Origin of the sequence: Marinifilum sp. RC60d5 (assembly GCF_052400665.1) — a bacterium.
Classification (GTDB): domain Bacteria; phylum Bacteroidota; class Bacteroidia; order Bacteroidales; family Marinifilaceae; genus JBQTGK01.
Map to the genome: position 1 here is coordinate 425192 of NZ_JBQTGK010000003.1, position 25490 is coordinate 450681.

Consider the following 25490-nt stretch of genomic DNA (forward strand, 5'->3'; position numbering starts at 1 on the left):
AGGCTATTATATGGCTTTTTCATCGTTTTAGCTAGACTTTAATTTTCGTTATTTCCCGCTTTTTTTGTATTTTATATTAAAGTATTGTTTTTAACGGAAAAGGAAGAAAAGGAAACAAAACTCTCAATCGGAAAATCCGGTTAAAGGTTATACGCCTTACTGTACAAATCAAATTTAAACCATAGAACAAAAAGTTATGCCTATTCGTAAGTTAAAAGAGTTTTTAGATGAAAGACACATAAAATATGTAACGATTCGGCATTCATCAGCCTACACGGCTCAGCAGATTGCTGCATCGGCCCATGTACCGGGTAAGATGTTGGCAAAAACAGTAATGATTAAGATTGATGGAAGAATGGGAATGGCAGTATTGCCTGCCTCTTATTTAATTGATTTTGATTTGATGAAACAAATGTTGGGATGTAAAAAGGTAGAGCTAGCGCATGAACAAGAGTTTAAAGATATTTTTCCTGCTTGTGAAGTAGGAGCAATGCCTCCATTTGGTAATTTATACGATTTAGAGGTTTACGTGTCTGAAAGTTTAGTAGAAGATGATGATATAGTTTTTAACGCAGGAACTCATACCGAGCTATTGATGCTATCGTATGAAGATTTTCATAATTGCGTTGAACCCGCTGTTTTAAAATTTACGCACAAGTGTTATGCTTAAATGTATTAGATAATTAAAATTTAAATTGTGCTTTTCTTTTCTTACTTTTTCTTATTCGATTTATAATCATCAATAATTCCCTCGCAAAGCCACTCTGCTAATGCTTGTCTGTTACCAGCCTTGGTAAACCTTATCTGATCACGATAATTATTAATATTGCCTAGTTCGACAAATACCGATGGCGAAATTGTAGTTTTTAAAACGTACAGTCTTCTGGCTCCGATAGTTCCTGTATATTTTCTATTGGGTTGATATTTGGCATATTTTGCCTTCATTTTATTTTGCAATGTGAGCGCAAGTTTTTTGCCTTTTTTGCTGCTTGCATGATGATAAAAATAGACATCAGTTCTATTGCTTTTGCTTCTGGAATCGAGGTGCAGTACAATTAATCGTTGATAAGTTCCAGCTTTCTCTTTTTTTGCCAGCATATTTACCGCTGCAGCTCTTTGTCTTAGACGGGGAGTTTGTTTTTTTGGAATAACTAAATTAGGAAAGCAATACTCATCTTTATCGGGTTTTAAATAAGCAGCATCGCGAATTCCATCGTTTTTATCCTGAATAATAAAATGAACTTTTGCTCCATGTGCAATTAATTCTTTGCCCATTCGTAAAACTATATCATAGGCATATTCATCTTCACATATTTTATTCCCAGATACTTTTCCAACAGCACCCGGATCGGGTCCACCATGACCTGCCAACAAATGAATTACTGCTCCACTTAGTACATTATCTACTTGTTTAATATTCTCATGTTTAGATCCTAATAAAGAAATTTTGTGATTTGGATAGAGCAAAGGGACCTTGTATTTTTTACCAGCAATAAGATGTCCTGATTTTGTAAATCTATTTTTGTTTAGCTCTTTAAACTTAAGAGTGTATTGCTTAGGTTTTAATTGGTTTCGAAGTAGAAAAGCATTAAGACCTTCGCCTTTTTTTACACTTACCCATTTGTAGGTTTGTTGTGCCAATAGGGGAGTTGTGTAGGTAAAAAATAGAATTAATAAGAATGTTATATATCTTGACATTGGAGCGTATTTGATTTTGAATCATTAAAAATAAATGATTTTATTAGATATTTTATTGATCTGATTCAATAACTTTCAATATCATTATTTTATTGTTTCGAAATTGTTTTAAGATCTAAGGAATAGCTGCTAAAAATTCCAAAAGCTCCTTCAATATTTGAGTAAAGTCTTGTTTTATTATAAAATGGTAAATTGTCTCTGTTTTCAATAGCTACATACGACCTTTCATAATTGTAGTAATCTTTTGAGAGGTGGTACAATTCAATTCTATATTCAGAAATATCAGTGGAAATTTCATCATTTAATAAGTAGAAAGAAATAGTAAGTTGTGAACTTTTAGAGTTTTCATCAGAGAAACTTCGACTTCCTGCTAGCATGTTTTGTTCAAAATCAGTTTCATTTACAGCTAAGTTTCCTTCAAATACAATATCATTGCTATAATAGTTGAGCAATTGACTAAAATCTGCTGATACACCTTTTACAAGTAGCATATAGTAGTCGTTTTTTGTTGGATCGTCTGAGAAGTTTAGAGTGAAAGTAGTTTTTCCATCTTTATAATTATTGATTTGTTCAACTTTATCAATGATAACTTTTTCCGGAGAAATGGTACTGGCCTTTATTTCAGCAAAATCAGGATGAATAACGGATATTTCATAGTTTGTCTGACCTTCCAAGTGATAGTTTGGATATTCGTAGTTGCCATTACTTTTGTGATTTAATTGGCCTAAACTCTGTTTGTTTTTATAAAGAGTAATGATTGCGTCTGTAATAGAATGGCTTTCTTCATATAAATCAGTACTCATAGTAAGATTAACATGGATTGAACTATCAACTCCAATTAATGAATTTAAAGCTAACATTGGTTTTTCTTTGGTTTGTGGTACATTTTCTTCTTCTTCGCAAGAATAGAGCAAAACAAAGAGGAATAAACAAATTAGATATTTAAAACAATTCATGTTTAAAGATTTAAAATTTATAAGAATAACTAATGCTTGGAATAAACGAAAAGAGGTTTACTTTTTTTAGCTTATAATCATCGTTAAATGAATCGCTTTCAGATACATACATATAGCTTGTGTTTTTTCGATTGTAAAAATTATAAATGCTTATATCCCAAGATCGTACGCCATGTTTTTTCTGTTTAATGAAACTAATTGAGAAATCTAGTCTATGATAATCTGGAAGTCGATAAGAGTTTCTCTCTGAATAGACTGGTCTACTTTGGCTTACAGCAGGATTGTAAGGAGAAAGTGTTGAAATATAAGATGTAGACAATGTAGCAGGTACACCTGTTCCATAAGTCCAGTATGCCGAGCATTTGGTTCTTTTACTAATAAATTGATTGACTTGAATTGAAAAATTATGACGGCGATCGTATGGTGAAGCGTACGATTTTCCACCATTTATTTCATTGTATTTTACTCTCGATCGGGAAAGTGTATAGGATATGTTTCCATTTGTTTTTCCTTGACTTTTGCTTAAGCCGATTTCCATTCCATTACTCCATCCTTTGCCATTTTCAACCCTATTTTCCCAATCATCACTGATATTCTGTAAATAGGATGTTTCTTTAAGATCTAGTAAGTTACGGCTTAATTTGTGGTAAAATTCTATGTTTAATTTAATAGATTTATTAAAGGCATAATGTGAGCCGACTGTGTACTGAAAAGAATCGATGGGTTTTATTTTTTTTGTAACAGGAAACCACAGGTCTGTTGGTAAATTTAATGTACTTGTTCTAAGCAAATGAAGATACTGAGTCATTTGTGAAAAACTAGCTGTGAATGACCATCTTGGATTAATAAAGTATTGTGAATTTAATCTGGGTTCGAGAGTAGAGTAATAGGTGTTTTCAACAATGAAACTACTCCAGCGAGTTCCCATATTAACCAATAATTTCTTACCAAACCTAATTTGACACTCTCCAAATAAATTTATTTCTTTCGATTTTATAAGTTCATTGGTTGAGATATTAGTATTACTAAGACTTGTATTTTTTAGAAATTCGCTGCCTGGTTTTGTATGATGCAAGGACGCTTCCAAGCCAAATTTCATATAGTGTTTATAGTCGGGAATAAAATCAAATTCGGTTTTAAACGAGAAATCTCTAATCCCTGATTTAAATTCGTAATTGTAATTTTCTTTATAATCAGAAACATTGGTTTTTTCGTTTCGTTTATTTTTGAGTAAAAATGTGTATTTACTTAGAATTAAACTTGTGTTTCCAAATAAGTGGTTGTTGTAAACATGATTCCAGCGCAGAGAGTTTGTGAAATTACCCCAACCCAGTTTATTATTCGATTTTTCTCTAATATTAGATGAAATATCTTCGGTATTTTTTACCGTGGCCAAATCTCCTCCCCAGTAGGAGCTAAAATACAGTTTATCGCGTTGTGAAAATCGATGTACAATTTTCCAGTTTAGATCCCCAAAATAGTATCCTGCTTTAACATCGCTATCTGCTATTTCTAAAATTCCATTCACCAGCAGATCAAGATATGTTCTTCTAAGAGATAAATTAAATGTTGTTTTTTCTTTATTAATTGGACCATTGAGGTTGAATTTTGCTGTAAGTAATCCTAAGCTATAACTTCCTTCCAATTTCTTTGTATTTCCATCTTTCATTCTGATATCTAAAACAGAAGAAACTCTACCTCCATAGTGAGCTGGAAATCCACCTTTAATTAATTTTACTTGTTTAATGGCATCCTGATTAAAAACTGAATATAATCCCATTAGGTGAGAAGAATAGTAAACAGGAACATCATCTAAAAGGATAAGGTTTTGATCGGAAGAGCCATTGCGTATATTTAATCCACCTAAGCCTTCGTTGCTATTTTGGACTCCGGGAAGGTGAAGTAAATTTTGAAATAAATCATTCTCACCAAAAACACCTGTTTGTTTCATAGTTTTACCCTGCATGGTGTTGGCACTAACAAATAAGTGATTAATGTTGTTGGCTTTATTAGTAGCTGTTACCTGAACTTCCTGCAATATTGTTTTAGGTTTTAAAGCAATGTTAATACTTGTATCCCGTTGCAATTCAATATCCAGTAAAACTTCTTCGTAACCTACAAACGAAAACTGTAATAAATGGGTGTTGTTTTTAAGGCTTAAACTGTAAAAGCCAAAGTTATTACTCACTGTTCCAGTAAAGTTACTCAAATTTGCAATTGTGGCATTTATTAGCATTTCGCCAGATTCTTCATCGCTAATGTATCCGCTAATTCGGTATTTTCTTTTGCTTGGTGGGATAGAAACAATAAATATTTTGTATCCTTTTGATTGAATTTTAAAAGTTGTATTATTCACCGATTGATTTAAAATACTTTTAATTGTAGCAACAGAATCGGAAAGTTGAATGTATTTATTGGTATTTAATTCGCTGGTGAAACTAAATTGGGCATTGCTCTGTTTTGTAATTTCCTCTAACAATTCCGATAACAAAAAATTGCATTTTGGAAGCTTTATTTCTTGTTGCAAGTTAATGTTTTGGCAATACGATGAAAAAGAGATGATTAAAAGGGATAGAGTGAAAATATGTTTTACCATATATTAGTAAATGTGATTGGTTTTGAGTGTAAATTTACATATTGTTATCATAAACAACAAAAGGAAGCCAAATGGCTTCCTTAATTTTAATTAAAGTTAATAATGGTGGTTAAAATAGATTAGATTTCAGACTGTTTTTTAAAAATATATCGAGTAATAAAAATTCCTTTACCATCTCCTTTGCCACTATCACTTTCAACACCGCTTGTTACAAAAGCCAACTCCCAACCCTGACTTGTGAGTTGATTAATTTTTGAGGATAATAGTGCATCGTTTGAAGCAATATTTTGGAAATTGATACCTGCAATACTATAGAAATTTAGCAATTTTGTTTCTGAAAAAAGATTTACTTTGGCATCTGCTCTTTTTACGGCTTTTTGCTTACTTTTTTTTCCATCGGTTCTTTCGGTAGTGAAATTTTCAGCCTCGATAGGATCTTTTTCTTCAATAATTCTTGAACGTCCAATTCCCATAGGAACAATTGATTCTATCGAGGTAATTACTTTATACTCTATTTTTTGAGCGTTTGAAGTTGAGAGAAATCCAAATGTAATAGCTGCAATAATTAATAACTTTTTCATGTTTACTTTTTTATTATTCTTAATAGGTAATTTTATTTACAGGCATAAGTTGGGTGTTAACCCGAACTAATGGATAATAAATGTTTATTAAATATGTTTTATGATTGTTTAAAATGCGATGCCTAGGGTGATGCCAGCTCTTAGGGTAAAACCATCCCAGCTGCCAGTTTCAAAATCGTCTTTTGTATCCGAATCAACATCTAAATTAATATTGGTATAGCTTGGGCCAAAAAACCATTCAAAACTAACCCGTTCTTTAAATATATATTGTTGACCAATAATCAGACCAGCTCCTAATCCATTCATTTTTGCTTTATCCTTAACTTCATTTTCTAAATTAAAATGTAAATAGCGGGCATAAGGAGCAAGAAAAAATCCTTCGGGAGCAGGCGAATCGGAAAGGTAAAATCTATATTCGGGCGTAATTCCCCAACCTCTTATTTTAGTATCATCCCAGGTTTTTCCAGTGTATAATAGTCCTAGTTGTAAACTGCTATTTTCGTTTAGCTGATGTTCGACAAAGAAAGATCCGGTGCGCACCAAAGGACTAAGTAAATTGGCTTTAACTACTGTTTTTTGAGCATTTGCGAATGAAGTGCCAAGTAGTAAAATAATAGATATAAGTGTAATTTTATTTTTCATTATTTCTTTATGAGATTTAGTTTGTTCTCTCAGAAATGATGAGATGTTTACCTCTTTTAACTGTTTTTACATTTAGTTGTAGTTCTAGTTCAGTTATAACATTATCAATACCTTCATTATTAAATGTACTGTTAAAATTAAGTGTATTAATTCGCTCGCATTTATTAGTGATTTTAATACCATAATAGTTTTCAATATATTTTAATACTAAAGGCAATGGTGTTTTTCTGAATCTAAGAACTCCAGTCTTCCAGGCATCAAAATTAGCTTCATCGTTTACCGATTCGCTAATAACTGAATCGTGTATAATTCCTTTTTCACCTTTCGTTAGGTAAACAAGTTTTTTCGTTTTTTGATTGGTAAGACTTACTTTTCCTGAATTAACAGTAACAATGGTTCTTCCATTCTCATCGTTGCGAACATTAAAGGCGGTACCAAGTACTTTAATAATCGCATTTCCCGAAGTAATTATAAATGGTTTGGAAGGATTCTTTTTTACCTGAAAGTAGGCTTCACCTTCCAATTTTACATTTCGTATTTTTGAATCAAACTGATTTGGATATACCAATTTACTTTTCTTATTAAGATATACCTGTGTGCCATCAGCTAAAAGCACTTCTTCTTTCTGCATTTCCGTTTTTTGTTGAGCTAGTTTCCCAAATCCTGGAGTGGTTTGATATAGGAAAATATAGCTCAGGGAAAGTAAAATTATAATCGAAGCAGCATATCTCATAAAAACACTGAGTTTTCTGGTTGTTACAGAAGAGTTACTTTTGGCTTTTACAGATTTCCAATCTGCTTCAACATCAATTTGATTAAAGACCTCTATTTTTTTACTCTTTTCCCAAATTTTTTGCATTTTTTTAAAAGATTCTTTGTTTTCAGGATTAGCATTCATCCATTTTTGGAATGTTTTCAATTCATCTTCCGAAGCTTTTTGATTTAAAATGCTTACTAATATTTGTTCGTTTATATGTTGTTTTTTTTCTTTCATTTCGTTTTTCTGTTAGTAAGACAAATAATTTTACTGTTACACGTACTTAAGAATTTAAAAAAAACTCATAATTCTTTTAGTAGCCATAAAATGAGTAAGCTAGCTAACATGGGACCAATTTTATTGCGCAATATTTTTAATGCTTTGCTTATTTGTGTTTCAACTGTACGTTTCGATATTTCTAATTTATTGGCAATTTCCTGATTGGTGTATCCATTAAATCGATTCATTTTAAAAATACGCTGACATTGTTCTGGTAATTTATCAATAGCCTTATATAGTTGGTACTCCAATTCTGTTTGCTCCAGTATTTTATCGGCTCCAATACCAATATCCGAATTTAAATATCTGATACTATCATGATGTCGGGCATGTGTGTTTTTCTGTTTTATGCTATTTAAGCAAGCATTTCGAACACAGGTGTATAAATGAGCTTTTGCTGATGTATGAATCTTTACAGAATTTTTGTTATCAATTAGATTAACAAAAACATTTTGTACAATTTCACGTGAATCATCCAGATCCGATAGAAATTTGTGAGCATAGGCTGTTAAAACAGAATAATGTTCTTTAAATAGTTCTTCAATTCTTTTTTCTGTAAGCAATTCTACTGAATTGTTCTCTTGTGTGTGTGTCATTTAATAAATCGACCTTAAATGAATAGTGCTGTTTTTATCATGTAGAAAGGAAATTTAAACCCTTTCCTATAAATAGACAATTAAAACTTTTGTTACACGTATTGTATTTCGAAAAAAATACAAATTTTATCAAACTAGAATTATCCGGATACAAGAAAACCGAAGTTTAAGGGCTTCGGTTTTTATTTGTAAGTGTTTATTAACCTAGCTGACAGGTTTTGTGTTTTTTTGATTGATTTTTATAATCCATCTTGAAATATTTCTTGAATTTGTAATTAAAATATATCCTAGAATGTATTGTAATAGTATAGAAATATCATGAGCCATATAATGATTAATGTTGGTGCTGTCTATAAAGTAATCTGCAGCTCGAATGATTGTTGAGATAAAATTTGATAGTTGAAAAATCAGGATAGAAATACCAATAATAACCAAACTTACATCTAAAATATTCTTGTAATTGGTATCGAAGTTTAAATTAATAATAGTATCCTCTTTAATTATTCTTTTTGTGATAGAAGAAGATTTAAAAATTAAAACATAACCAATAAGAAAAGTGATAAGTGCTCCTGCAAAAAATAAAATAATAGATAAATAATCTATTGAAGAAGAATTATACGGAGTGAACATACTTTTTAGATAGTGTATATCTTTAAAGTATAACAGAGCAGTAATAATTACATTAATTCCAAATAGTTTTAGACTCAGGTCGATAATTTCGCTTTTTTTCACAATATGATCAAAGATTTTATGTTGTTTATTTGGTTTTTATTTTTCGACGAAAAGATATTTTTTTTAAGAGTTACTATTATTCCGATAGCTCCAATTACTATTATTTTCCAAAATTTTGTTATTGATTCAAAAATATCCTTTTAGGAAGAGCTTTACCCACTAGCTGCTATTTTATCTGCTTCAGGATGAAATTCGTTGTACTTATACCTTTTGTTAAATTTAATAGAAGTAATAATGTTATTTGCATTTTGCTGTAATTTAGGCAAAATATTAATGTTTCCAATTGCATTAAGATTAAAAAATTCTTTTCTTCCTAGAATTCTTATGTTGTAATTTAAAGTATTGGTTTTGTAATTATCAAATTTTAATTTTTTAGCCCAATGTAGTTTATTATTTTTTTTATCGTAATAGGGTGGCGTTGCCCATTTAATTATTTCTATTGCGGGATATCCTTGTTTTTTTCATTCTGGATTTAATTTTTGTGTTTTTTCTTTCATTTCTTCCAAAAGCTTCTCTTAGTCAATGTTTTCGTTGTTATTATCTTTTATATAGCCTTCTTCTGAATAGGTAATTTCAACTGTCATCTAAAGGATTATTGTTTTTAGGTATTAGTAAACCCAATACTTTGCTTGGTGGATTGCCCCATAATTTGTTTAAAATATATTCATTTTGTTTAGTATCGAGGAATTTATATCCTACTGGAGTATGCAGGGTGGTAATGCCATTATTAAGCTGAATGCATTCGTATTGGTAATTAAAGAGTGCAAGTAAATTTGTTTATTATTTTTATTAAAACGAAGTAAGATATATTATAAAAAAAGGCTTTGCATTTTGCAAAGCCTTAACTAATAAGGAGTTATAATATTTATGAAAGATATAAGGCAATTGATACGCCAATAAAAGTTCCAATTACATATCCTAATATTCCAACTAAAATTCCGGGTGTTACCAATTTTTTTTGTCCCATTGATGCAGCCATTGGTGCCGCAACAGATGGACCCATAATATTTGCTGCCGACGAAATAACAACTTCATAAACATCTAATTTAAATAGTTTGGCTAAGGCCAGTAAAAATACAAAATGGAAGACCATTATTGTAAGATAAAAACCTAAAACAGCAGGGCCTATAGTAAATATTTGCTGAATATTGGTCGCCGCTCCAATTACTGCTAAAAACACATACATCATCCATAAACCAAGCGAGAATGCGGTATCTTCAAGAGGGCGTAGTAGTTTTGGGAAGAAATTGGCAGCTAAAACTGCCAGAAGTGTAATAATTAGAATGTTTAAATTAATATCGGTTTGAAATAAATTTTGTAGAAAAGGAGCAATAAGGCTTCCTATTCCTGCAATTAAAGCGGCTATAAATACTGATACAGCAATGCGTTCTATGCTTATAGGAAAAGTCTTGCTGTCATTTTTCACTTCCTCAACCTGATTTTCTTTTTTAGGCTTAACGAAAAATCTCGATAAAAAAAGGAGAGTAGGAGTTAAGAATAAAAATAAGGTGTACAGGTTAGATACAAAATTATCGACAGCAATGGTAGCTGTAAATAATGGATTTGTACTAAAATTAAGGGCTTCGGCAGCGGCAATAAAGTTAACACTTCCACCAATTAATGTGGCTGCAATTACGCCGGCTGTTTTTCCTGAATCGGGTCCTAATCCGATTAATCCGAATGCAATAAAACAGCCAATAACAATTCCAATTGCACCCAGAATATAGGCAATTAATAGTTTGCCACTTTCTCTAACAATTTTTACAATGTTAGAGCTAAACAGTAGCATTGGAATAGAAATAGGAATAAAATAGGAAAATACAAGTTCGTATACTTCTACTTTAATATTTGGGTTTGAGGCTACAGGAACAACTCCTGTCATTGCCAATAAGGACATAGAAATCATGGTAACTAAAATCCCTGATAATTTACCGAACCATTTCTTGTGTTCAGAATAAATACCAAAGGCTGCAGCTCCTGTAATCACAAAAAACAATACAATGTTATTGTCGGGAGAGATAAAAGATTGCATAGGAATGTATTTTTATAGTGTGTAACGAATATATTTTTCTTTTTGGCAAAATGCAAAAAGAAAAACCTCAAACTTAAATTTGTTTGAGGTTTTTGAGTGTTATTTTTTTCTTTTTTTAGATTTTTTCTTTTTAGGATTTTCCAAGAAGTTTTCAGCTTCATCCATTAGTTCTTTTAAACTTTTGGAGTAATCTTCAGAGAAATCGATGGTAGCAGAGTATTCGTTGTGATCAATATCCATTACCTGAATTTCGCCTCCTAAGAATTCATGTATATCATCAAGCAATTCTTTTTCCGTATCCTTACAGCAGAAAGAGATGGCGATTCCTTTTTGAATTCCACGTCCTGTTCTACCCACTCTGTGTACATAGTTTTCGGGAACATCTGGTAAATCGTAATTCACAACATAGTCTACATTGGGTATATCGATACCACGTGCACTAACGTCGGTAGCAATAAGAATTTTCACCTCGCCCGATTTAAAAGCTTTCATGGCAACAAGGCGATCTTTTTGCTCACGATCACCATGAATGGTCTGAGTTTTAATTCCAACACGTTCCATTGCTTTGTGTACTCTTTCGGCACGTACCTTTGTTCTTACAAATACAAGAATTTTATTTTCTTCATGTTCTTTGGCCATCCGTTCCAAAAAGAAACGTTTATCGTCCATATTTACATAAACTAAAGAATGTTCTACATTTCTGGAAACAGGATCTTTAGGTGAAATTTGTATGCGAATTGCTTTTCGTACCAGCGAATAGGCTAGTTTTTTAATTTTTGGTGTAATGGTAGCAGAAAAAAACAGAGTTTGTCTGTTTTTAGGTAAGTATCTAATTAAATCTTGAATGTCCTTAATAAATCCAAGATCCAGCATGTGGTCGGCCTCGTCTAAAACTAAAGTTTCAACTCTATCCAGATGAATATATCCCTGACTACTTAAATCAAACATTCTACCTGGAGTAGAAATTAAAATATCAACTCCATTGCGAAGTTTTTCGATTTGTGGATCTTGATCTACTCCTCCAAAGAGGCTTATGCAATTTACTTTTGTGTGTTTTGCAATTTCCTGAAATACTTCTGTAATTTGAATGGCTAATTCTCTTGTGGGAACCATTACCACACACTTAATATCGACGCTGCGTTTGCTTTTTTTACTTTTATGGATTTTATCGATAATAGGAATGGCGAAAGCTGCGGTTTTTCCTGTCCCGGTTTGTGCAATAGCCAGCACATCTTCACCTCTAACAATTGGCGGAATGGCTTTGTACTGAATGTCTGTAGGTCTTTTAAATCCGAGAGATTCAAGGTTTTTCTTGATATCCGGAGAAAAGCTATATTGATTAAATTTCATGATTTTTCACTTGATTTGTTGTCGCAAAGATAATTGTAAAAAATGAGTTAAATTCACCTAATTAGAAAGGATTTATTTTTTCTCCTTTTTCATTTCAATCCAATATCTGAAATATCCATACCCGCCCAAGCCTATTGTACCAATAAACGTAAGTCCGTTCGATAAAATACCAAAACTAATACCTGCATTGGGATCTAGCTGAAAGGCTAAAAATAACTGTAATAAAAAGAAATGGGTGGTGCCAATTCCTCCCGGGCTGGGTAATGCCCATCCCAGTCCACCAATAAATAATATTACAACTGCAAAGGATATTGAATAGGAGGAAGTATCGGGCAGGCACAAAAGGTAAATGTAATTTAGCAAGACAAGGCTTATCCAAATTAACAGGGTAAGAGTAATAAATTTTACCCTTTTTTGTAAAAGTAATCCGCTTTTAAGCGACTCGAACATGGTATGAAGGAAACCAACAATTTTTTTGAGAATTGGTTTTTCAGAGCGTTTAAGTTTTTTAAGGCTAATAATAAATAATATACCTAATAATAATATTACAATAGGAAATACATAAAGGTAACGATATCCGTAAATGTATGATATTCCACCAATTGTAGAATTTAGAATGCTTTGTAGGCGATCCAATTCAATCCAAAATAAGGTAAAAACTCCTATTCCCAGAATTAAAAGATCGTAAGCCCTTTCGGCCATTAAGCTTCCTAAAGATTTAGAAATAGGGATGCCAGAGTTTTTTTGTAAGGATGTGCAACGTAATACTTCACCAAATTTTGGGGTAAAACTATTTACAAAATATCCGATAAGAATAGAAGTTAAGACCTTATCGGACTTAGGTTTTTCGCCTGATTCTTCTAATAATAGTTTCCAGCGCAATGCTCTTAGGTAAAATACCATGAATAAACATAAGAAACTAAGTAGAATAAAAAAGTAATCGGCATTAGCCAGACTTTCCCAAACAGGAGCTAATGGTTTTTCCCTTAGGGTTAGAAATAAGAATAATCCTCCAATAAGGATCCCAATTGTATTTTGAAAGATATTTTTCAATGATTTGCTCATAAAAAGACAATATCAATAAAGTAATGTATAATGGTAATGGAATGCAAAAATAGAGAATTATTTTTTTCTTATTGTCCAATAAGCATCCTTAATCCATATTTTAAGTTGTTCATCTATATCTTTACATTCGGCAATGGTTAGGCGATGCAAGACTCTGTTTTTAGAAATTCTGATGCATTTATGAACAGGAAACTGATCATCTTCTTTATTTAACTGATACTCTAGATTTAAATAGTTTTTTCTTGGATAAACTGATAAAAATGTAGCTTCGATTTTAAATTGGATACAAGTTTTAAGATAGATAATTTCTATGTTTTCGAAGCTATTTAAATAGGAGAGTAGTAGTTCAAATGTTTCCAATGTTGTAGTGCTCATTCGAGTAGTGTGGTTTTCTTTAGTTGTAACATAACAGGAATGATACTGATTGGGTCCAGGCAGAACTCTTTTACATTTTGGGCATATCCAACTCATTGTAAAAAATATTTATTAGCTGGAAATATACATTAAATAATCTTTTAATATTTATTTTTCTTCTAATTCTCCTAAGGCTATTTGCTGCATACTGTTACTAATTCTTTTTAATGCATCTTTAATATTCTCCTCAGGTTGAATGTAGTTTTTATCACCCCAAAAGTTTGGGTCGTAAGTACTTTTATGATTAGAGAAAATGGTACTTGGATGAATGGTTTCCCGATATTTAAATTTTACTACATTTTGCTCACGCATATTAGTCGTAGCCATTTCGAAAGAGGTAGAGAAATTATTAGAGAAGAATTTTTTCTTGTTTTTTACCTTAAATTTTAAATTTCCCAAAGCATGGTTAAAATAATATTTTTCATTAATTTTTCGGTAACCAATTACATAGTTTACAATAAGAGGTTTTACTTTGGTTTTGGCATTGCCCTTTACAATAAATTGGTTTCTCAATTCACTTAATCGATTGCGTTCGTATCCAAATTCTGCACGTATAATTGCTAAATTATTGGTTTCAATAAATATTTTTCCTTTAAACATTGGAGTCTCTAAATTTGGCTTTGGCTCAAATTCAATAATGTATACTGAGTTGTTGTTGAAGGTACTAATGTCGGCCAATCGATAATGAAAGAACTTCATAAATTCCGGATCGAGAAATTCTGGTAAATTTTTGGCAATATCTAATTGCATGCATGCTTGAATTCCTCCTTTTAGCTTAAACGAAATGGTATCTAACCGTGTTACATCGTAAATTTTTCTACTCTTAAAAAGCTTAACTCTGTCTTTTAAATTTTTATTTGAATAGGAGGTTTTATAAATATCAAGAACTGATTCCAGATATATCATATACCTGCTGTTTTTTAAAACTGATTCTCGATAAAAGGATGTTAAATTTGTAGGCCTTTGAGGATAATTCTCGGATATTTTATTTACTGCAGCGTGAAGTAAAGCAAGTGGATCGTTATTACGGATAATAACTTCCTGAAGTGAAATAAAATCCTCTTTAAGAGATATTTGAATAGGCTCGTTTGTAATTTTAGAAATGGGGATTTCTGTATTTTTATATCCTACATAAGAAAATACCAGAGTATCTGTAATATGATCCGACGAAATTGTTAGTGAAAATTCTCCATCCTGATTGCTAATTGTTCCAATATGTTTTCCTCTAATGCCAACACTTGCGTAAGGCAGTGCTTTTTTGTTCGGTAAGGCTGCTATTTTACCAGAAATATTTCGGTAAGAGATATAAGGAATTATAGTTTGTGAAATATTTTTTGCAGAATCGTATTTAACTGGAACAATAACAATATGAGGACCATCTGCATGAAAATTAAGAGTAGAGTCTGGAATTATTATTCGTAAAATATCATTTAGTTCCTGATTTTTAGTAACTAAATTAATGTGATTACGCGATTTAAAAAGGTCTGAGTTGTAAGTAAAATAGCAACTACTTTTTTTGGCAATACTATCAAGGGCATCATCAATGCTTATGTTGGAATAGTTAAGGCTAAGTTTTTTATTGAGAATTGTATTTTGAGCTGTTAAATTTAAATGTATCAAACACAAAAAAGCTACAAGCAAAAAATATTTAATTGCTTGTACTAATTTTATTTTTGTAGAGTATTGATACATATTAATTGTTGCTTAATTTCTTGATTTAATGATGATTTGGTTTCCATTTTTTTTATAAATCAAATTGTAGGAAAGACAAATATTATTTAAAACCCGATTTAGAGGATCGTTATCAAAGGCTGTATTGATATGATTTTTAGCAATGCTGTCGTTGTCAAATTTTATGCTAACGCGGTAAGTTCTCTCAATAACCTTAGCAACTTCTTTTAATTCCATTTCCTTAAAAATCATTCTATGTGTTTTCCAGGATAAATAATTTTCATCTTTGAGGATGGATTTTTGAAGATGATTTTCTGATAAAATACCAAAATCACCTTTTTCGAGTACTAAGGAATTTGTAGGGTTTTGAATTCCTTTGAATTGAACTTTTCCTGATTCTACAAGTACTTCTACTTTATTTTCTTTAGCAACTACATTAAAAGAGGTTCCTAATACTTTAATTTCAGCATTTTCCGCGATAATAATGAATGGTTTAGACGGGTTTTTTACAATATCGAAAAATGCTTCGCCGCTTAAACTTACTTTGCGTTCTTTATTTGTAAATTTTCTGGGATAAGTTAACTTAGATTTTCCATTTAAGCTTACGCTCGATCCATCGGGGAGAATGATTTTTTGTCCACTTTCCTGAAATTCAGATACAAAAGTTATTTGGGTAGAAAAATATTTATGATAGCCTTTGTACGAAAATATACTGAATCCAATTACAATTGCCAGCATGGCAGCTATTTGCATCAATTTATTTAGTTTGATGTTTGGAGTAGATTTTTTTTCGATCAATTGTTTGTGCTCTATTCTGGATTTTACTTTATGCCATGCATTCTCAGTATCAAAATCATTGCTTATTTTATACACCTGCTCTACTAAGTCTAGATCTTTTTCGGAAGCAGCTACAATTTTTGCGTATTCCGAATTTGAATCAATTAGTTTCTCAAACGAAATTTTTTCGTCCTTGTTCATTTCTCCGTTTAAATACTTTGAAATGTTCTCCCACTCGATGTTATGTGATGTTTCCTTTGTCATTTTATAGTACAATTATACTAAGGTAATCTTTTAAATTTTTACGAAATTCTTTCAGCGCTTTTCCCATATTCGATTCTACTGTTTTTATCGAAATGGATAATTTGTCTGCAATTTCTTGATATTTAAAACCATCGAACCTGCTCATTTTAAAAATAATACTGCAGCGATCAGGTAGGCTTAAAAGTGTTTCCTGTATTATTATTTGTATTTCTTTTTCTTCAATTTCCTTATTAACATGATAGTTTGCAGACTTATTTTTTATGTGCTCTTCGTACTGTTTTTTTGAATTTCTTTTTCGCAAATATTGTAAACAGTTTAAGTATGTTGACCGATAAAGATATGCCTTAAAGGAGGTGTGTATATTTAGTCTTTCGCGATCTTCCCATATCTTACAAAATAAATCCTGAACAATTTCTTTTGCCAGATCAGTATCTTGAACAAATTTAAGTGCATAAAAGCAAAGCAATGGGTAATAAAGCTTAAAGAGTTTTTCAAATTCGTTTAAATCGCCCTTTTTAATTTTATGTAATAATATATCTGTTTTTTCTGACATTCTTTGTTATTCCTATTTAAAAAGTTTACTCTTTCTAAGATAGAATTTTTAGCTTTAAACCCTTCAGTTTAGTTCTACTTTATTGCTAAATAAGATTTGTGGTAGATAAGAATCAAAAAAACCAATTGAAATTATATTTCCCCTATTAATTTACAGTAGGTTTTTTTGATTCTAATTAATTATTTTAACTAATGTTAAGCAATTTTATTATTTTGCTTTGCGTTTTAGTTTTCTTATTGCCGATTCTATCGACTGGTCTGGTTCGATTGTGTTATGTGCTCCCCAGAAATTTTTATCTGCAAAATTATTTACTTCCTCAATTAATACCTGATTAGATTTAAATTTATCAGCAGGTTTAAATTTTATAATCTCATCTTCTGTTCGGTCGGTGATAGCAATTTCGGCCATGGCTGAGTAGTTGGTATTAAATAATTTACGTTTCCAATTACATTTAAAATTAATTTCTCCACGAGCATAATTAAAGTACCATTTACCATTATCTTCGTAATAGTTAACAAGATAATCGGCCGAGGTTGGGTTTACTTTTACTCCTATTGGTTTTCTTTTTATGAATAGGCTACTGGCTTCTTCAGGATCGGATAAATTAAGACTAAATTTTGCACTTGATAAGGCCAGGTTATCAGCTTCCACATAAAGCATTCCGTAGTATAATGGTATATCAATTTCCTTTTTTTGTTCAAATTCTATTACATAATGAATTTTTTCGTTTATTCTTGTAATGGAGTTAAGGCTAAAATTGTAGCTCTCTATAAAATCATCGGCGAATAAATTGTACGGATTTTTAATAACATCTAATAACAGAGCAGTAGTTGGGCCACCTTGCAATTTAAATAGCAGGGTATCCATTTTTTTAACATCCTGACTTTTTCTACCTTTAAAAATTTGTACCTGATCTCTTCGTGCTTGTTTATATCCAGCTTTATGTATGTTTACAACAGCTTCGGATATTGCAACATAAGTTCTGTTTTTTCGAATGGTTTCACGGTAAAAACCTTTCATCATATTTGGACTTGTAGAATAGTTTTCACCTACTTTTTTTAATATTCCTCGAACTAAAAGTTCAGGATCCAGAGGGTATATATTGATTTCCTCTAATGGTACAAAAGCAGATTCTAATGCTAAAATATTTTTTTTAGGTTTAAGAGTGCTAATTGGTACATTAAGATTTTTGTATCCAATATAACTTACCTCAATAGTATTTACCGGAAGTCCTTTTTCAATTTTCAATAAAAATTTGCCTTCGTTATTCGAAACTGTGGCAATATTTAGCCCTTTAACAGATATTGTAGCAAAAATTAATGGCTCTTTGCTCTTTTTATCTTGTATTTTTCCTTTATAAACATTGTATTTTAAAGTGTCAATAACTTGTTGCACTTTGTTTTTTTCTTTTTTCTTTCTGATATTTCCTTCGGCTGCAAAACTGCATGTTGATATAAGTAAAAATGCCGAAATCAGAATTGTTAGTTTGTATGTGAATTTTGTTTTCATGGCAATATATTTTAGTTATTATTATAATTTTTATAAAATAAGACTTGTAAAATTTCCACTTTCTATTCATAAGATGCTTAAAAATGAAAATACCCTATTCTATTTTTTCTTTTTTTTGAAAATTAATAATAATCTTAGCATAAGCTAATTAAAAATGAGCACTTTAAGTATTGTAAGAATATTTTTACTAGTTGATAAAAAGGATTATATTTATCGAATAAGATTTACTATTACACGATAAATAAGATTAGCAGTATGAAAGTTGATTTCTCTAAAGAAGATATGGTGCTTAAAGTTTATCCTACAATTGCAGGTTGTTTTCAGGAAGGCTGGCTTATCTTAAAAAATAATTTTTCACTATTATTACTCGCGGTTTTTTTTGCAGCATTAATCGATATTCCAATGGGTTATGATCATATTTTCGATCAGAACGATGGAGCAATTTCTTTTGGGAATACATTTTTGGGATTATTTGGTTTTGCGTATTATATGCTTATTGTTACTCCTGTAAATTATGGTGTAGATTGGACTTTTTTGCAGGCAGCACGAAGAAATAAGCCACAGTTTGAGGAATTGCTTTTCGGATTCAGAAAATTTTTGCTCGTAGTTCTAAGTCATTTATTAGTAATAGGAATTGTAGGCTTAGGTTTTCTATTTTTTATTATTCCTGGTATTTATCTTGCCTGTAAATTAATATTTGTTCCTTATTTAGTTATGGATAAAAATGTAGACCCTTTACAGGCTATTAAGCTTAGTTATTATCTTAGTAAAGGTTATTTCTGGACAATTTTTGGAATGGGAATTTTGTCTTTTCTAATTTTTATTCTCGGCCTAATTTGTATGATTGTAGGTGTTTTTGTTTCAATAATTTGGATTAGTTCATCATTTGCAGTTTTGTACAAAGCTTTGGAAGAGTTGCATTTCGAGAATGCGTGTCAATTGGCTTCCTTATAAATATTAAAATCTCTATAGTTTTAATTGTTTCGACATGTCGAGCATTCTAACAATAGGAGCTTTTGCATTTTCCATTATATTATTGGGTAGAATAATTTCCGGCTGTTCGTTTTTAAGAGCCATATATATCTTTTCCATTGTGTTTAATTTCATGTAAGCACAATCGTTACAAGAGCAGGTTTCGTCGGCAGGAACAATTAAAAATTCTTTGTCTGGAGAATCTTTTTTCATTTGATGAAGTATTCCTGTTTCGGTAGCTACAATAAACTTTTTTGCATCGTTATTTTTTGTAAAATTAAGCATGGCAGTTGTAGAACCTACAAAATCGGCAAGAATTAAAACCGGTTGAGCACATTCGGGATGAGCAATTAGTATAGCATCTGGGTTTTCAACTTTCATTTTCATGATTTTTTCTGATGAAAGAATATCATGAACTTCGCAAGTACCATCCCAAAGCACCATATTTCTACCCGTAACTTCGTTAATATATCGACCTAGGTTTTTATCAGGTGCAAAAATAATTTTCTGATCTTTGGGTAATGCTTCTACTAATTGTACTGCATTTCCAGAGGTACATATTAAGTCGGAGAGGGTTTTAATTTCTGCCGAACAATTAATATATGAAATCACCATGTGATCGGGATATTTAGCTTTAAATTTTGCAAAATCACTGGCTAGGCATGATTCTGCCAAAGAACATCCTGCATCTAAATCAGGCAAAAGTACTTTAGTGTCTGGATTCAGTATTTTTGCAGTCTCTGCCATAAAATGAACTCCCGCAAATAAAATAATATCTGCATCTATTTCAGTAGCTTTCTGAGCCAGAGCTAAGCTATCTCCTTTAAAATCTGCTATTTCCTGTATGTCGGGAGTTTGGTAATAATGAGCTAATATAACAGCGTTTTTTTCTTTTGCCAGTTTAAGAACTTTATCTTTCATTTATTTGAATTTTGCTAAATATTTTAGATAAATACAGATGCAAATATCCTTAAATTATCGAGAAATTCAAATTTACAAAACGGTTTTAAGAGAATAATATGAACTTGGTTTTTTCCTCCTATTAAATTTTTGTTAATTCTGATTTAAGTAGATACTTTTAAAATGGATTTAACATTTAATAAAAGAATGAGTAAAGTATTGTTGGAAATATGTTGTTATATAGTGCAATCGGTAATAATAGCAGAAAAGGAGGGAGCCGATCGCATAGAATTCTGCACAGCTGCTTATGAGGGAGGAATTACTCCTTCGTATGTTGCAATATAATTTGCCAAAAGGTACTAAAAATTCCATTAAATGTTATAACCAGGCCCAGAGGTTCTGATTTTTACTATTCCAATATTGAGTTTGAATGTATGAAACGGGATATTGAAATTTGTAAGAGTATTGGTGTTGATGGAATTGTATCTGGCTTATTGTTGCTAGATGGTAGAATTGATATTGATAGAACAAAAGAACTGATTGAGCTTGCAAAGCCATTGAGTTTTACTTTTCACAGGGCATTGGGATGGTAGAAAATCATATTCTTGCTTTAGAATAATTAATAGAACTTGGAGCCGATCGCATTCTTACATCTGGAGGAATGCAAACTGCCAATGAAGGCGCTAATTTATTGAAGGACTTGGTAGAAATAGCAAAAGATAGAATTATTATCATGCCTGGTAGCGGAGTAAATCATTCTAATATTCAGTCTTTATTAGATATAATGAAAGCAAAAGAGTTTCACTGTTCTGCAAAAAGTTTAGTGAATAGAAAAATGTCATATCACAATCCTAATATTAATATGGGAGGAGAGGAAAGTATTCCAGAATTTGAATATTACGAGGCCGATTCACAAAAAATTCGTAAGATTGTATCTATCCTAAAAGCCGAGGACCATTAACTAACAAATATACCTATAAAGAAGTTACTTTTTCTTCTCTTTAGCCTTAGTATTCTCTTTGGCTGTAAAGATGCGCATTTTATTCAGGACGCGAATTATCGGTTTAAAGTTTCAAAACGTTTCGAGTATAGAACGGAATTTGCAAAAAAAACAGATCTCATTAGTTATTTGACGTATTCAAGTAGGATTTGGGTCTTAAAGAAAAGAGGCTATGCAATTTTTGTGTGCTTACATGCCACTGTGTGATTTAGCTGATTACGATGGTGAGTTTTTTTTAAGCAGGTGAGAGCTTCGTTTGCAGCGCGATAGACTTTTGCGTGGGGTGAAAAAGTGCCAGATGAATTGTTTCGCCATTTTGTGTTGCCTTATCGTGTAAACAACGAAAATTTAGATTCGGCAAGAATTGTTTTTCTAAAAGAATTGAAACCTCGTTTGTAGGGAATGACAATGAAACAGGCAGCTTTAGAGGTTAATCATTGGTGTCATGAAAAGGTGAATTATATACCTACCGATATTTGAACTAGTGGACCACTAAGCTTAGTACGAACATCGTGGAGACGATGTGGAGAGGTATCTACATTTACAGTTACGGTTCTGCGTGCTGTTGGAATCCCGGCCTGACAAGTATATACGCTAAGTTGGGCTCATAATGATGATAAGCATGTCTGGGTTGAGGTTTGGATCGATGGAAAATGGTTATATCTGGGAGCTTGCGAACCTGAACCAGATTTAAATATGGGTTGGTTTACTGAACCTACCCGACGTGCAATGTTAGTACATACCAAAGTATTTGGAGATTATCGGGGGAATAATGAAGTTGTGAAACGGTCGGAGAATTTTGCAGAAATTAATGTGGTTGAAAATTATGCCGATGTTAAAAAAATAGTTGTAAAAACGCTTGATGAAAATGGACAAGCAGTTGAAAATGCAAGTATTGATTTTGGTTTGTACAATTATGCAGAATTTTATCCAATTGCAAGTAAAAAAACGGATGAGAAAGGATTGGCTTTTCTTACAACAGGTTTAGGTCAATTATTGATATGGGCATTTGTTAAAATTATTAAGCAAATAAAAGATTAAGTAAAAAAAAACGTGCCACTTCTGAATTGAAGCGGCACGTTTTATATTTGATGAATTGAGTAAAATTTTAATTGTATAATTCTTTGGCAAAACTACCTTCTTTCTTATTTCCTAATAATAACTCTTCTACTGTAGCTGCAATATCGGTAAAAGAGGTTCTTGTTCCTATATTTACATTTTGTTTAATATTTTTGCCATAAACCATTATTGGTATATATTCGCGAGTATGATCGGTTCCTTTATATGTTGGATCGCAACCATGATCGGCAGTAAGGATTAAGATCTCATCATCATTTAAATTTTCCTGAATTTGAGGAAGATATTGATCAAACTCTTCCAAAGCAGCTTTGTATCCTTCTGGATTTCTGCGATGGCCGTAAACCATATCAAAATCGACCAAATTGGTAAAAATTAAACCTTTTGAGTCTTCTTTTAAGGCTGCAAGTGTTTTTTTAATTCCGTCAACATTATCTTTGTTAGTACCTCTAGAGTCGGTAATTCCTTGACCGGCAAAAATATCCTTAGTTTTGCCAACACCAATAACATCTAAACCATTTTTAGATAATCGATCTAAAACAGTAGGAGCAGGTGGTGTAACAGAATAATCGTGACGGTTGGCAGTACGTGCAAAATTTCCTTCGCCGCTTCCTAAATAAGGGCGAGCAATTACACGTGCTACAGGTTCGTGTTGTGAGCAAATTTCTAAAGCAATTTCACATGCTTTGTATAGTTCTTCTAATGGAATTATTTCTTCGTGAGCAGCAATTTGAAACACAGGATCGGCTGATGTGTATACAATCCAATTGCCTGTTTTCATTTGTTCTTCGCCATATTCATCAAGAATAGCAGTTCCCGAAGCTGGTTTGTTAGCCATTACTTTTCTGCCTGTTCTTTCTTCGAACAAACGAATAGTTTCGTCTGAGAAACCATGTGTATAGGTAGGAAATGCTTTTTCTAGTTTTACCCCAGCAATTTCCCAATGACCAGTAGTTGTATCTTTACCTTTTGATGCTTCGGCAGCTTTACCGTAAGCGCCATTGGCATTTGTAATAGGTGCAACACCTTCTATTTCGGTAATATTACCTAATCCTAGTTTTTGCATGTTTGGTAAATTCATACCCCCGCAATGTTTTGCGATATTTCCGAAGGTATTTGAGCCTACATCACCAAATTCTTCAGCATCAGGTAAATAACCAACACCTGCGCTATCTAATACTACAATTGTAGCACGTTTAATTTTTGGAATCATAAAGTTGTGTTTTTTAATGTATTTTGAAAAATACAGATGATGGGTTGTCTAGGTAGTAGCACAAAGATAGTAATCAATTAATAATTATCAATTAAAAATATTAATTGTATTGTTATTGCTTTTTTAAGTCTAAAAATAATCCCCCAGGCGCGAACGCAAGGGGGAGAAGATATTGAAGGTTTATATAGACTAAAGTTTATACATTTTTTCGCGTTGTTCTTTAATTTTTTCGCTGTGAATGTATTCGTCGTAAGCCATTAATTTATCGATAATACCGTTTGGAGTCAATTCGATAATTCGAGTACTTACAGTTTGAATGAACTCGTGGTCATGAGACGACATTAATACAGTACCACCAAAGTTTATTAGTGAGTTGTTGAACGATTGAATAGATTCCAGGTCCAAGTGGTTGGTAGGAGTGTCTAAAATCAAAAGATTTGCATCTTTCAACATCATTCGTGATACCATACAACGAACTTTTTCGCCTCCGGATAATACGTTAGCTTTTTTGTATATATCCTCACCAGAGAAAAGCATTTTACCTAAATATCCACGAAGATAAACTTCACTGGTATCGCTGGAATATTGTGCTAACCAATCGATAAGAGTAATTGGTTCTTGAAAGAAACTGCTGTTATCAAGAGGTAAATATGCAGGTGTAATGGTAACTCCCCATTCATAAGATCCACTGTCTGCTTTATCTTCGCCATAAATAATGTCGAATAATGAAGTCATTGCTCGAGGATCTTTCGAAAGGAATATTACTTTTTCTCCTTTTTCGATGGTAAATTCTACGTCTTTAAAAAGAAGATCTCCATCGGCGCTTTTACTTAAGTCCATGCAAGAGAAAATCTTATCGCCAGCTTCACGTTCCTGTTGGAATATAATGCCTGGGTAACGACGAGTTGATGGTTGAATATCTTCAATATTCAACTTATCAATCATTTTTTTTCTGGATGTGGTTTGCTTAGATTTAGCAACATTGGCACTAAATCGAGCAATAAATTCCTGAAGTTCTTTTTTCTTTTCTTCGGCTTTTTTGTTTTGTTGAGCTTGTTGACGAGCAGCTAACTGACTTGATTCGTACCAGAAAGTATAGTTACCTGAGAACATTTTAATTTTTCCAAAGTCGATATCAACAATATCAGTACAAACAGAATCGAGGAAGTGACGGTCGTGAGAAACAACAATTACAGTATTGTTAAAGTTGGATAAATAATTTTCCAACCACATTACAGTTTCAAGGTCAAGATCATTGGTAGGTTCATCCAGAAGTAGGTTGTCTGGATTACCAAACAATGCCTGAGCAAGTAAGACACGTACTTTTTCCTTACCACTTAAATCTTTCATTGATTTAAAGTGAATTGCTTCTTTAATGCCTAAACCACTTAATAATTCGGCGGCATCACTTTCGGCATTCCAACCATCCATTTCGGCAAATTTCTCTTCCAATTCTGATGCTTTAATACCATCAGCTTCTGAAAAATCTGGCTTTGCATAGATTTCATTTTTTTCCTGCATAATTGCCCACAATTCTGCGTGACCCATTATTACGGTATCTAAAACAGTATGCTCATCAAACTCGAAGTGATCCTGTTTTAAAACAGCCATACGCTCACCTGGTTCCATCATAACTTTACCAGTTGTTGAATCAAGATCTCCTGATAAAATTTTTAGGAATGTTGATTTACCAGCACCATTAGCACCAATAACACCATAACAGTTACCTGGGGTGAATTTAATATTTACATCCTGGAAAAGAGGTTTTTTTCCGAATTGAATTGATAAGTTTGAAACCGATATCATATAAGTTATCCTTTATTTGCTATTTTTCAGGGCGCAAAAATAGTAATTAT

At 31.9% G+C, this 25490-nt stretch carries 26 protein-coding genes and 1 pseudogene; 6 read left to right on the top strand and 21 right to left on the bottom strand.

Annotated elements, in window-relative coordinates; genetic code table 11:
- Nucleotides 1-196 precede the first annotated feature (196 nt).
- Nucleotides 197-670, top strand: a complete 474-nt coding sequence (locus ACT3CE_RS09290) for an aminoacyl-tRNA deacylase (protein ID WP_444709493.1) — start codon at nucleotides 197-199, stop codon at nucleotides 668-670.
- 41 nt (nucleotides 671-711) lie between these two features.
- Here ACT3CE_RS09290 and ACT3CE_RS09295 read toward each other — a convergent pair whose 3' ends face one another.
- From ACT3CE_RS09295 to ACT3CE_RS09380, 18 genes and pseudogenes are all read right to left on the bottom strand, one after another.
- Nucleotides 712-1698 (bottom strand): N-acetylmuramoyl-L-alanine amidase family protein, encoded by a 987-nt coding sequence (locus ACT3CE_RS09295; protein ID WP_444709494.1) that lies wholly within the window; start codon nucleotides 1696-1698, stop codon nucleotides 712-714.
- A gap of 89 nt (nucleotides 1699-1787) precedes the next feature.
- Complete coding sequence (locus tag ACT3CE_RS09300; protein WP_444709495.1) at nucleotides 1788-2654, bottom strand: DUF4249 domain-containing protein; 867 nt, start codon at nucleotides 2652-2654, stop codon at nucleotides 1788-1790.
- Between the two features lie 10 nt (nucleotides 2655-2664).
- Entirely contained in the window at nucleotides 2665-5145 is a 2481-nt protein-coding gene (locus tag ACT3CE_RS09305) for a TonB-dependent receptor (RefSeq protein WP_444709496.1), read from the bottom strand.
- A 224-nt stretch (nucleotides 5146-5369) separates the two neighbouring features.
- A complete protein-coding gene (locus ACT3CE_RS09310) occupies nucleotides 5370-5831 on the bottom strand; it encodes a hypothetical protein (RefSeq protein WP_444709497.1) in 462 nt (153 codons plus the stop codon).
- A gap of 108 nt (nucleotides 5832-5939) precedes the next feature.
- Complete coding sequence (locus ACT3CE_RS09315; protein ID WP_444709498.1) at nucleotides 5940-6473, bottom strand: DUF3575 domain-containing protein; 534 nt, start codon at nucleotides 6471-6473, stop codon at nucleotides 5940-5942.
- 16 nt (nucleotides 6474-6489) lie between these two features.
- Nucleotides 6490-7467 carry a FecR family protein gene (locus ACT3CE_RS09320; RefSeq protein ID WP_444709499.1) on the bottom strand — a complete coding sequence of 326 codons (978 nt, stop codon included), beginning with the start codon at nucleotides 7465-7467 and terminating at the stop codon, nucleotides 6490-6492.
- A 65-nt stretch (nucleotides 7468-7532) separates the two neighbouring features.
- Nucleotides 7533-8105 (bottom strand): RNA polymerase sigma-70 factor, encoded by a 573-nt coding sequence (locus tag ACT3CE_RS09325; RefSeq protein WP_444709500.1) that lies wholly within the window; start codon nucleotides 8103-8105, stop codon nucleotides 7533-7535.
- 204 nt (nucleotides 8106-8309) lie between these two features.
- The gene (locus ACT3CE_RS09330; protein ID WP_444709501.1) at nucleotides 8310-8837 is read right to left on the bottom strand and encodes a hypothetical protein; all 528 of its coding nucleotides are present in this window, start codon (nucleotides 8835-8837) and stop codon (nucleotides 8310-8312) included.
- Nucleotides 8838-8989: 152 nt separating this feature from the next.
- A pseudogene (locus tag ACT3CE_RS09335) lies at nucleotides 8990-9286 on the bottom strand (DUF2167 domain-containing protein); the annotation flags it as partial.
- A gap of 124 nt (nucleotides 9287-9410) precedes the next feature.
- Entirely contained in the window at nucleotides 9411-9548 is a 138-nt protein-coding gene (locus tag ACT3CE_RS09340) for a DUF2167 domain-containing protein (protein ID WP_444709683.1), read from the bottom strand.
- Between the two features lie 154 nt (nucleotides 9549-9702).
- The gene (locus ACT3CE_RS09345) at nucleotides 9703-10869 is read right to left on the bottom strand and encodes a DUF819 family protein (RefSeq protein WP_444709502.1); all 1167 of its coding nucleotides are present in this window, start codon (nucleotides 10867-10869) and stop codon (nucleotides 9703-9705) included.
- A 99-nt stretch (nucleotides 10870-10968) separates the two neighbouring features.
- Complete coding sequence (locus ACT3CE_RS09350) at nucleotides 10969-12219, bottom strand: DEAD/DEAH box helicase (RefSeq protein ID WP_444709503.1); 1251 nt, start codon at nucleotides 12217-12219, stop codon at nucleotides 10969-10971.
- Between the two features lie 72 nt (nucleotides 12220-12291).
- Nucleotides 12292-13284, bottom strand: a complete 993-nt coding sequence (locus ACT3CE_RS09355) for a lysylphosphatidylglycerol synthase transmembrane domain-containing protein (protein ID WP_444709504.1) — start codon at nucleotides 13282-13284, stop codon at nucleotides 12292-12294.
- 57 nt (nucleotides 13285-13341) lie between these two features.
- Nucleotides 13342-13755, bottom strand: coding sequence for a DUF5655 domain-containing protein (locus ACT3CE_RS09360; RefSeq protein ID WP_444709505.1), 414 nt, complete (start codon nucleotides 13753-13755; stop codon nucleotides 13342-13344).
- 51 nt (nucleotides 13756-13806) lie between these two features.
- Nucleotides 13807-15318, bottom strand: a complete 1512-nt coding sequence (locus ACT3CE_RS09365; protein ID WP_444709506.1) for a carboxypeptidase-like regulatory domain-containing protein — start codon at nucleotides 15316-15318, stop codon at nucleotides 13807-13809.
- An 84-nt stretch (nucleotides 15319-15402) separates the two neighbouring features.
- A complete protein-coding gene (locus ACT3CE_RS09370; protein ID WP_444709507.1) occupies nucleotides 15403-16410 on the bottom strand; it encodes a FecR family protein in 1008 nt (335 codons plus the stop codon).
- Between the two features lies 1 nt (nucleotide 16411).
- Nucleotides 16412-16963: an RNA polymerase sigma-70 factor gene (locus ACT3CE_RS09375; RefSeq protein ID WP_444709508.1), complete on the bottom strand. Its 552-nt coding sequence runs from the start codon at nucleotides 16961-16963 to the stop codon at nucleotides 16412-16414.
- A gap of 207 nt (nucleotides 16964-17170) precedes the next feature.
- Entirely contained in the window at nucleotides 17171-18472 is a 1302-nt protein-coding gene (locus ACT3CE_RS09380) for a carboxypeptidase-like regulatory domain-containing protein (protein WP_444709509.1), read from the bottom strand.
- A gap of 255 nt (nucleotides 18473-18727) precedes the next feature.
- On the opposite strand from ACT3CE_RS09380, the gene ACT3CE_RS09385 reads away from it, so the two are divergent.
- On the top strand, nucleotides 18728-19426 hold the full coding sequence (locus ACT3CE_RS09385; RefSeq protein ID WP_444709510.1) for a hypothetical protein: 699 nt from the start codon (nucleotides 18728-18730) through the stop codon (nucleotides 19424-19426).
- A gap of 12 nt (nucleotides 19427-19438) precedes the next feature.
- On the opposite strand, the gene nadA is transcribed toward ACT3CE_RS09385, so the two are convergent.
- On the bottom strand, nucleotides 19439-20365 hold the full coding sequence (gene nadA, locus ACT3CE_RS09390; protein WP_444709511.1) for a quinolinate synthase NadA: 927 nt from the start codon (nucleotides 20363-20365) through the stop codon (nucleotides 19439-19441).
- A 162-nt stretch (nucleotides 20366-20527) separates the two neighbouring features.
- On the opposite strand from nadA, the gene ACT3CE_RS09395 reads away from it, so the two are divergent.
- From ACT3CE_RS09395 to ACT3CE_RS09410, 4 genes are all read left to right on the top strand, one after another.
- Nucleotides 20528-20689, top strand: a complete 162-nt coding sequence (locus ACT3CE_RS09395) for a copper homeostasis protein CutC (RefSeq protein WP_444709512.1) — start codon at nucleotides 20528-20530, stop codon at nucleotides 20687-20689.
- Nucleotides 20690-20709: 20 nt separating this feature from the next.
- Nucleotides 20710-20937, top strand: a complete 228-nt coding sequence (locus tag ACT3CE_RS09400; RefSeq protein WP_444709684.1) for a copper homeostasis protein CutC — start codon at nucleotides 20710-20712, stop codon at nucleotides 20935-20937.
- A 29-nt stretch (nucleotides 20938-20966) separates the two neighbouring features.
- Nucleotides 20967-21305 carry a copper homeostasis protein CutC gene (locus tag ACT3CE_RS09405; RefSeq protein WP_444709685.1) on the top strand — a complete coding sequence of 113 codons (339 nt, stop codon included), beginning with the start codon at nucleotides 20967-20969 and terminating at the stop codon, nucleotides 21303-21305.
- Between the two features lie 735 nt (nucleotides 21306-22040).
- Nucleotides 22041-22385, top strand: a complete 345-nt coding sequence (locus ACT3CE_RS09410; RefSeq protein WP_444709513.1) for a hypothetical protein — start codon at nucleotides 22041-22043, stop codon at nucleotides 22383-22385.
- A gap of 67 nt (nucleotides 22386-22452) precedes the next feature.
- Here the strand turns inward: ACT3CE_RS09410 and ACT3CE_RS09415 are convergent, their stop codons facing one another.
- Together ACT3CE_RS09415 and ACT3CE_RS09420 are read right to left on the bottom strand one after the other, a co-directional pair.
- Nucleotides 22453-23634, bottom strand: a complete 1182-nt coding sequence (locus tag ACT3CE_RS09415; protein WP_444709514.1) for a phosphopentomutase — start codon at nucleotides 23632-23634, stop codon at nucleotides 22453-22455.
- Between the two features lie 189 nt (nucleotides 23635-23823).
- Nucleotides 23824-25440: an ABC-F family ATP-binding cassette domain-containing protein gene (locus ACT3CE_RS09420; RefSeq protein ID WP_444709515.1), complete on the bottom strand. Its 1617-nt coding sequence runs from the start codon at nucleotides 25438-25440 to the stop codon at nucleotides 23824-23826.
- Nucleotides 25441-25490: the final 50 nt, after the last annotated feature.

Coding starts and splice junctions, on each gene's coding strand:
- ACT3CE_RS09290 (WP_444709493.1), top strand. CDS start 197: ATGCCTATTCGTAAGTTAAAAGAGTTTTTAGATGAAAGACACATAAAA.
- ACT3CE_RS09295 (WP_444709494.1), bottom strand. CDS start 1,698: ATGTCAAGATATATAACATTCTTATTAATTCTATTTTTTACCTACACA.
- ACT3CE_RS09300 (WP_444709495.1), bottom strand. CDS start 2,654: ATGAATTGTTTTAAATATCTAATTTGTTTATTCCTCTTTGTTTTGCTC.
- ACT3CE_RS09310 (WP_444709497.1), bottom strand. CDS start 5,831: ATGAAAAAGTTATTAATTATTGCAGCTATTACATTTGGATTTCTCTCA.
- ACT3CE_RS09315 (WP_444709498.1), bottom strand. CDS start 6,473: ATGAAAAATAAAATTACACTTATATCTATTATTTTACTACTTGGCACT.
- ACT3CE_RS09320 (WP_444709499.1), bottom strand. CDS start 7,467: ATGAAAGAAAAAAAACAACATATAAACGAACAAATATTAGTAAGCATT.
- ACT3CE_RS09325 (WP_444709500.1), bottom strand. CDS start 8,105: ATGACACACACACAAGAGAACAATTCAGTAGAATTGCTTACAGAAAAA.
- ACT3CE_RS09345 (WP_444709502.1), bottom strand. CDS start 10,869: ATGCAATCTTTTATCTCTCCCGACAATAACATTGTATTGTTTTTTGTG.
- ACT3CE_RS09350 (WP_444709503.1), bottom strand. CDS start 12,219: ATGAAATTTAATCAATATAGCTTTTCTCCGGATATCAAGAAAAACCTT.
- ACT3CE_RS09355 (WP_444709504.1), bottom strand. CDS start 13,284: ATGAGCAAATCATTGAAAAATATCTTTCAAAATACAATTGGGATCCTT.
- ACT3CE_RS09360 (WP_444709505.1), bottom strand. CDS start 13,755: ATGAGTTGGATATGCCCAAAATGTAAAAGAGTTCTGCCTGGACCCAAT.
- ACT3CE_RS09370 (WP_444709507.1), bottom strand. CDS start 16,410: ATGACAAAGGAAACATCACATAACATCGAGTGGGAGAACATTTCAAAG.
- ACT3CE_RS09375 (WP_444709508.1), bottom strand. CDS start 16,963: ATGTCAGAAAAAACAGATATATTATTACATAAAATTAAAAAGGGCGAT.
- ACT3CE_RS09380 (WP_444709509.1), bottom strand. CDS start 18,472: ATGAAAACAAAATTCACATACAAACTAACAATTCTGATTTCGGCATTT.
- ACT3CE_RS09385 (WP_444709510.1), top strand. CDS start 18,728: ATGAAAGTTGATTTCTCTAAAGAAGATATGGTGCTTAAAGTTTATCCT.
- nadA (WP_444709511.1), bottom strand. CDS start 20,365: ATGAAAGATAAAGTTCTTAAACTGGCAAAAGAAAAAAACGCTGTTATA.
- ACT3CE_RS09395 (WP_444709512.1), top strand. CDS start 20,528: ATGGATTTAACATTTAATAAAAGAATGAGTAAAGTATTGTTGGAAATA.
- ACT3CE_RS09410 (WP_444709513.1), top strand. CDS start 22,041: ATGGGTTGGTTTACTGAACCTACCCGACGTGCAATGTTAGTACATACC.
- ACT3CE_RS09415 (WP_444709514.1), bottom strand. CDS start 23,634: ATGATTCCAAAAATTAAACGTGCTACAATTGTAGTATTAGATAGCGCA.
- ACT3CE_RS09420 (WP_444709515.1), bottom strand. CDS start 25,440: ATGATATCGGTTTCAAACTTATCAATTCAATTCGGAAAAAAACCTCTT.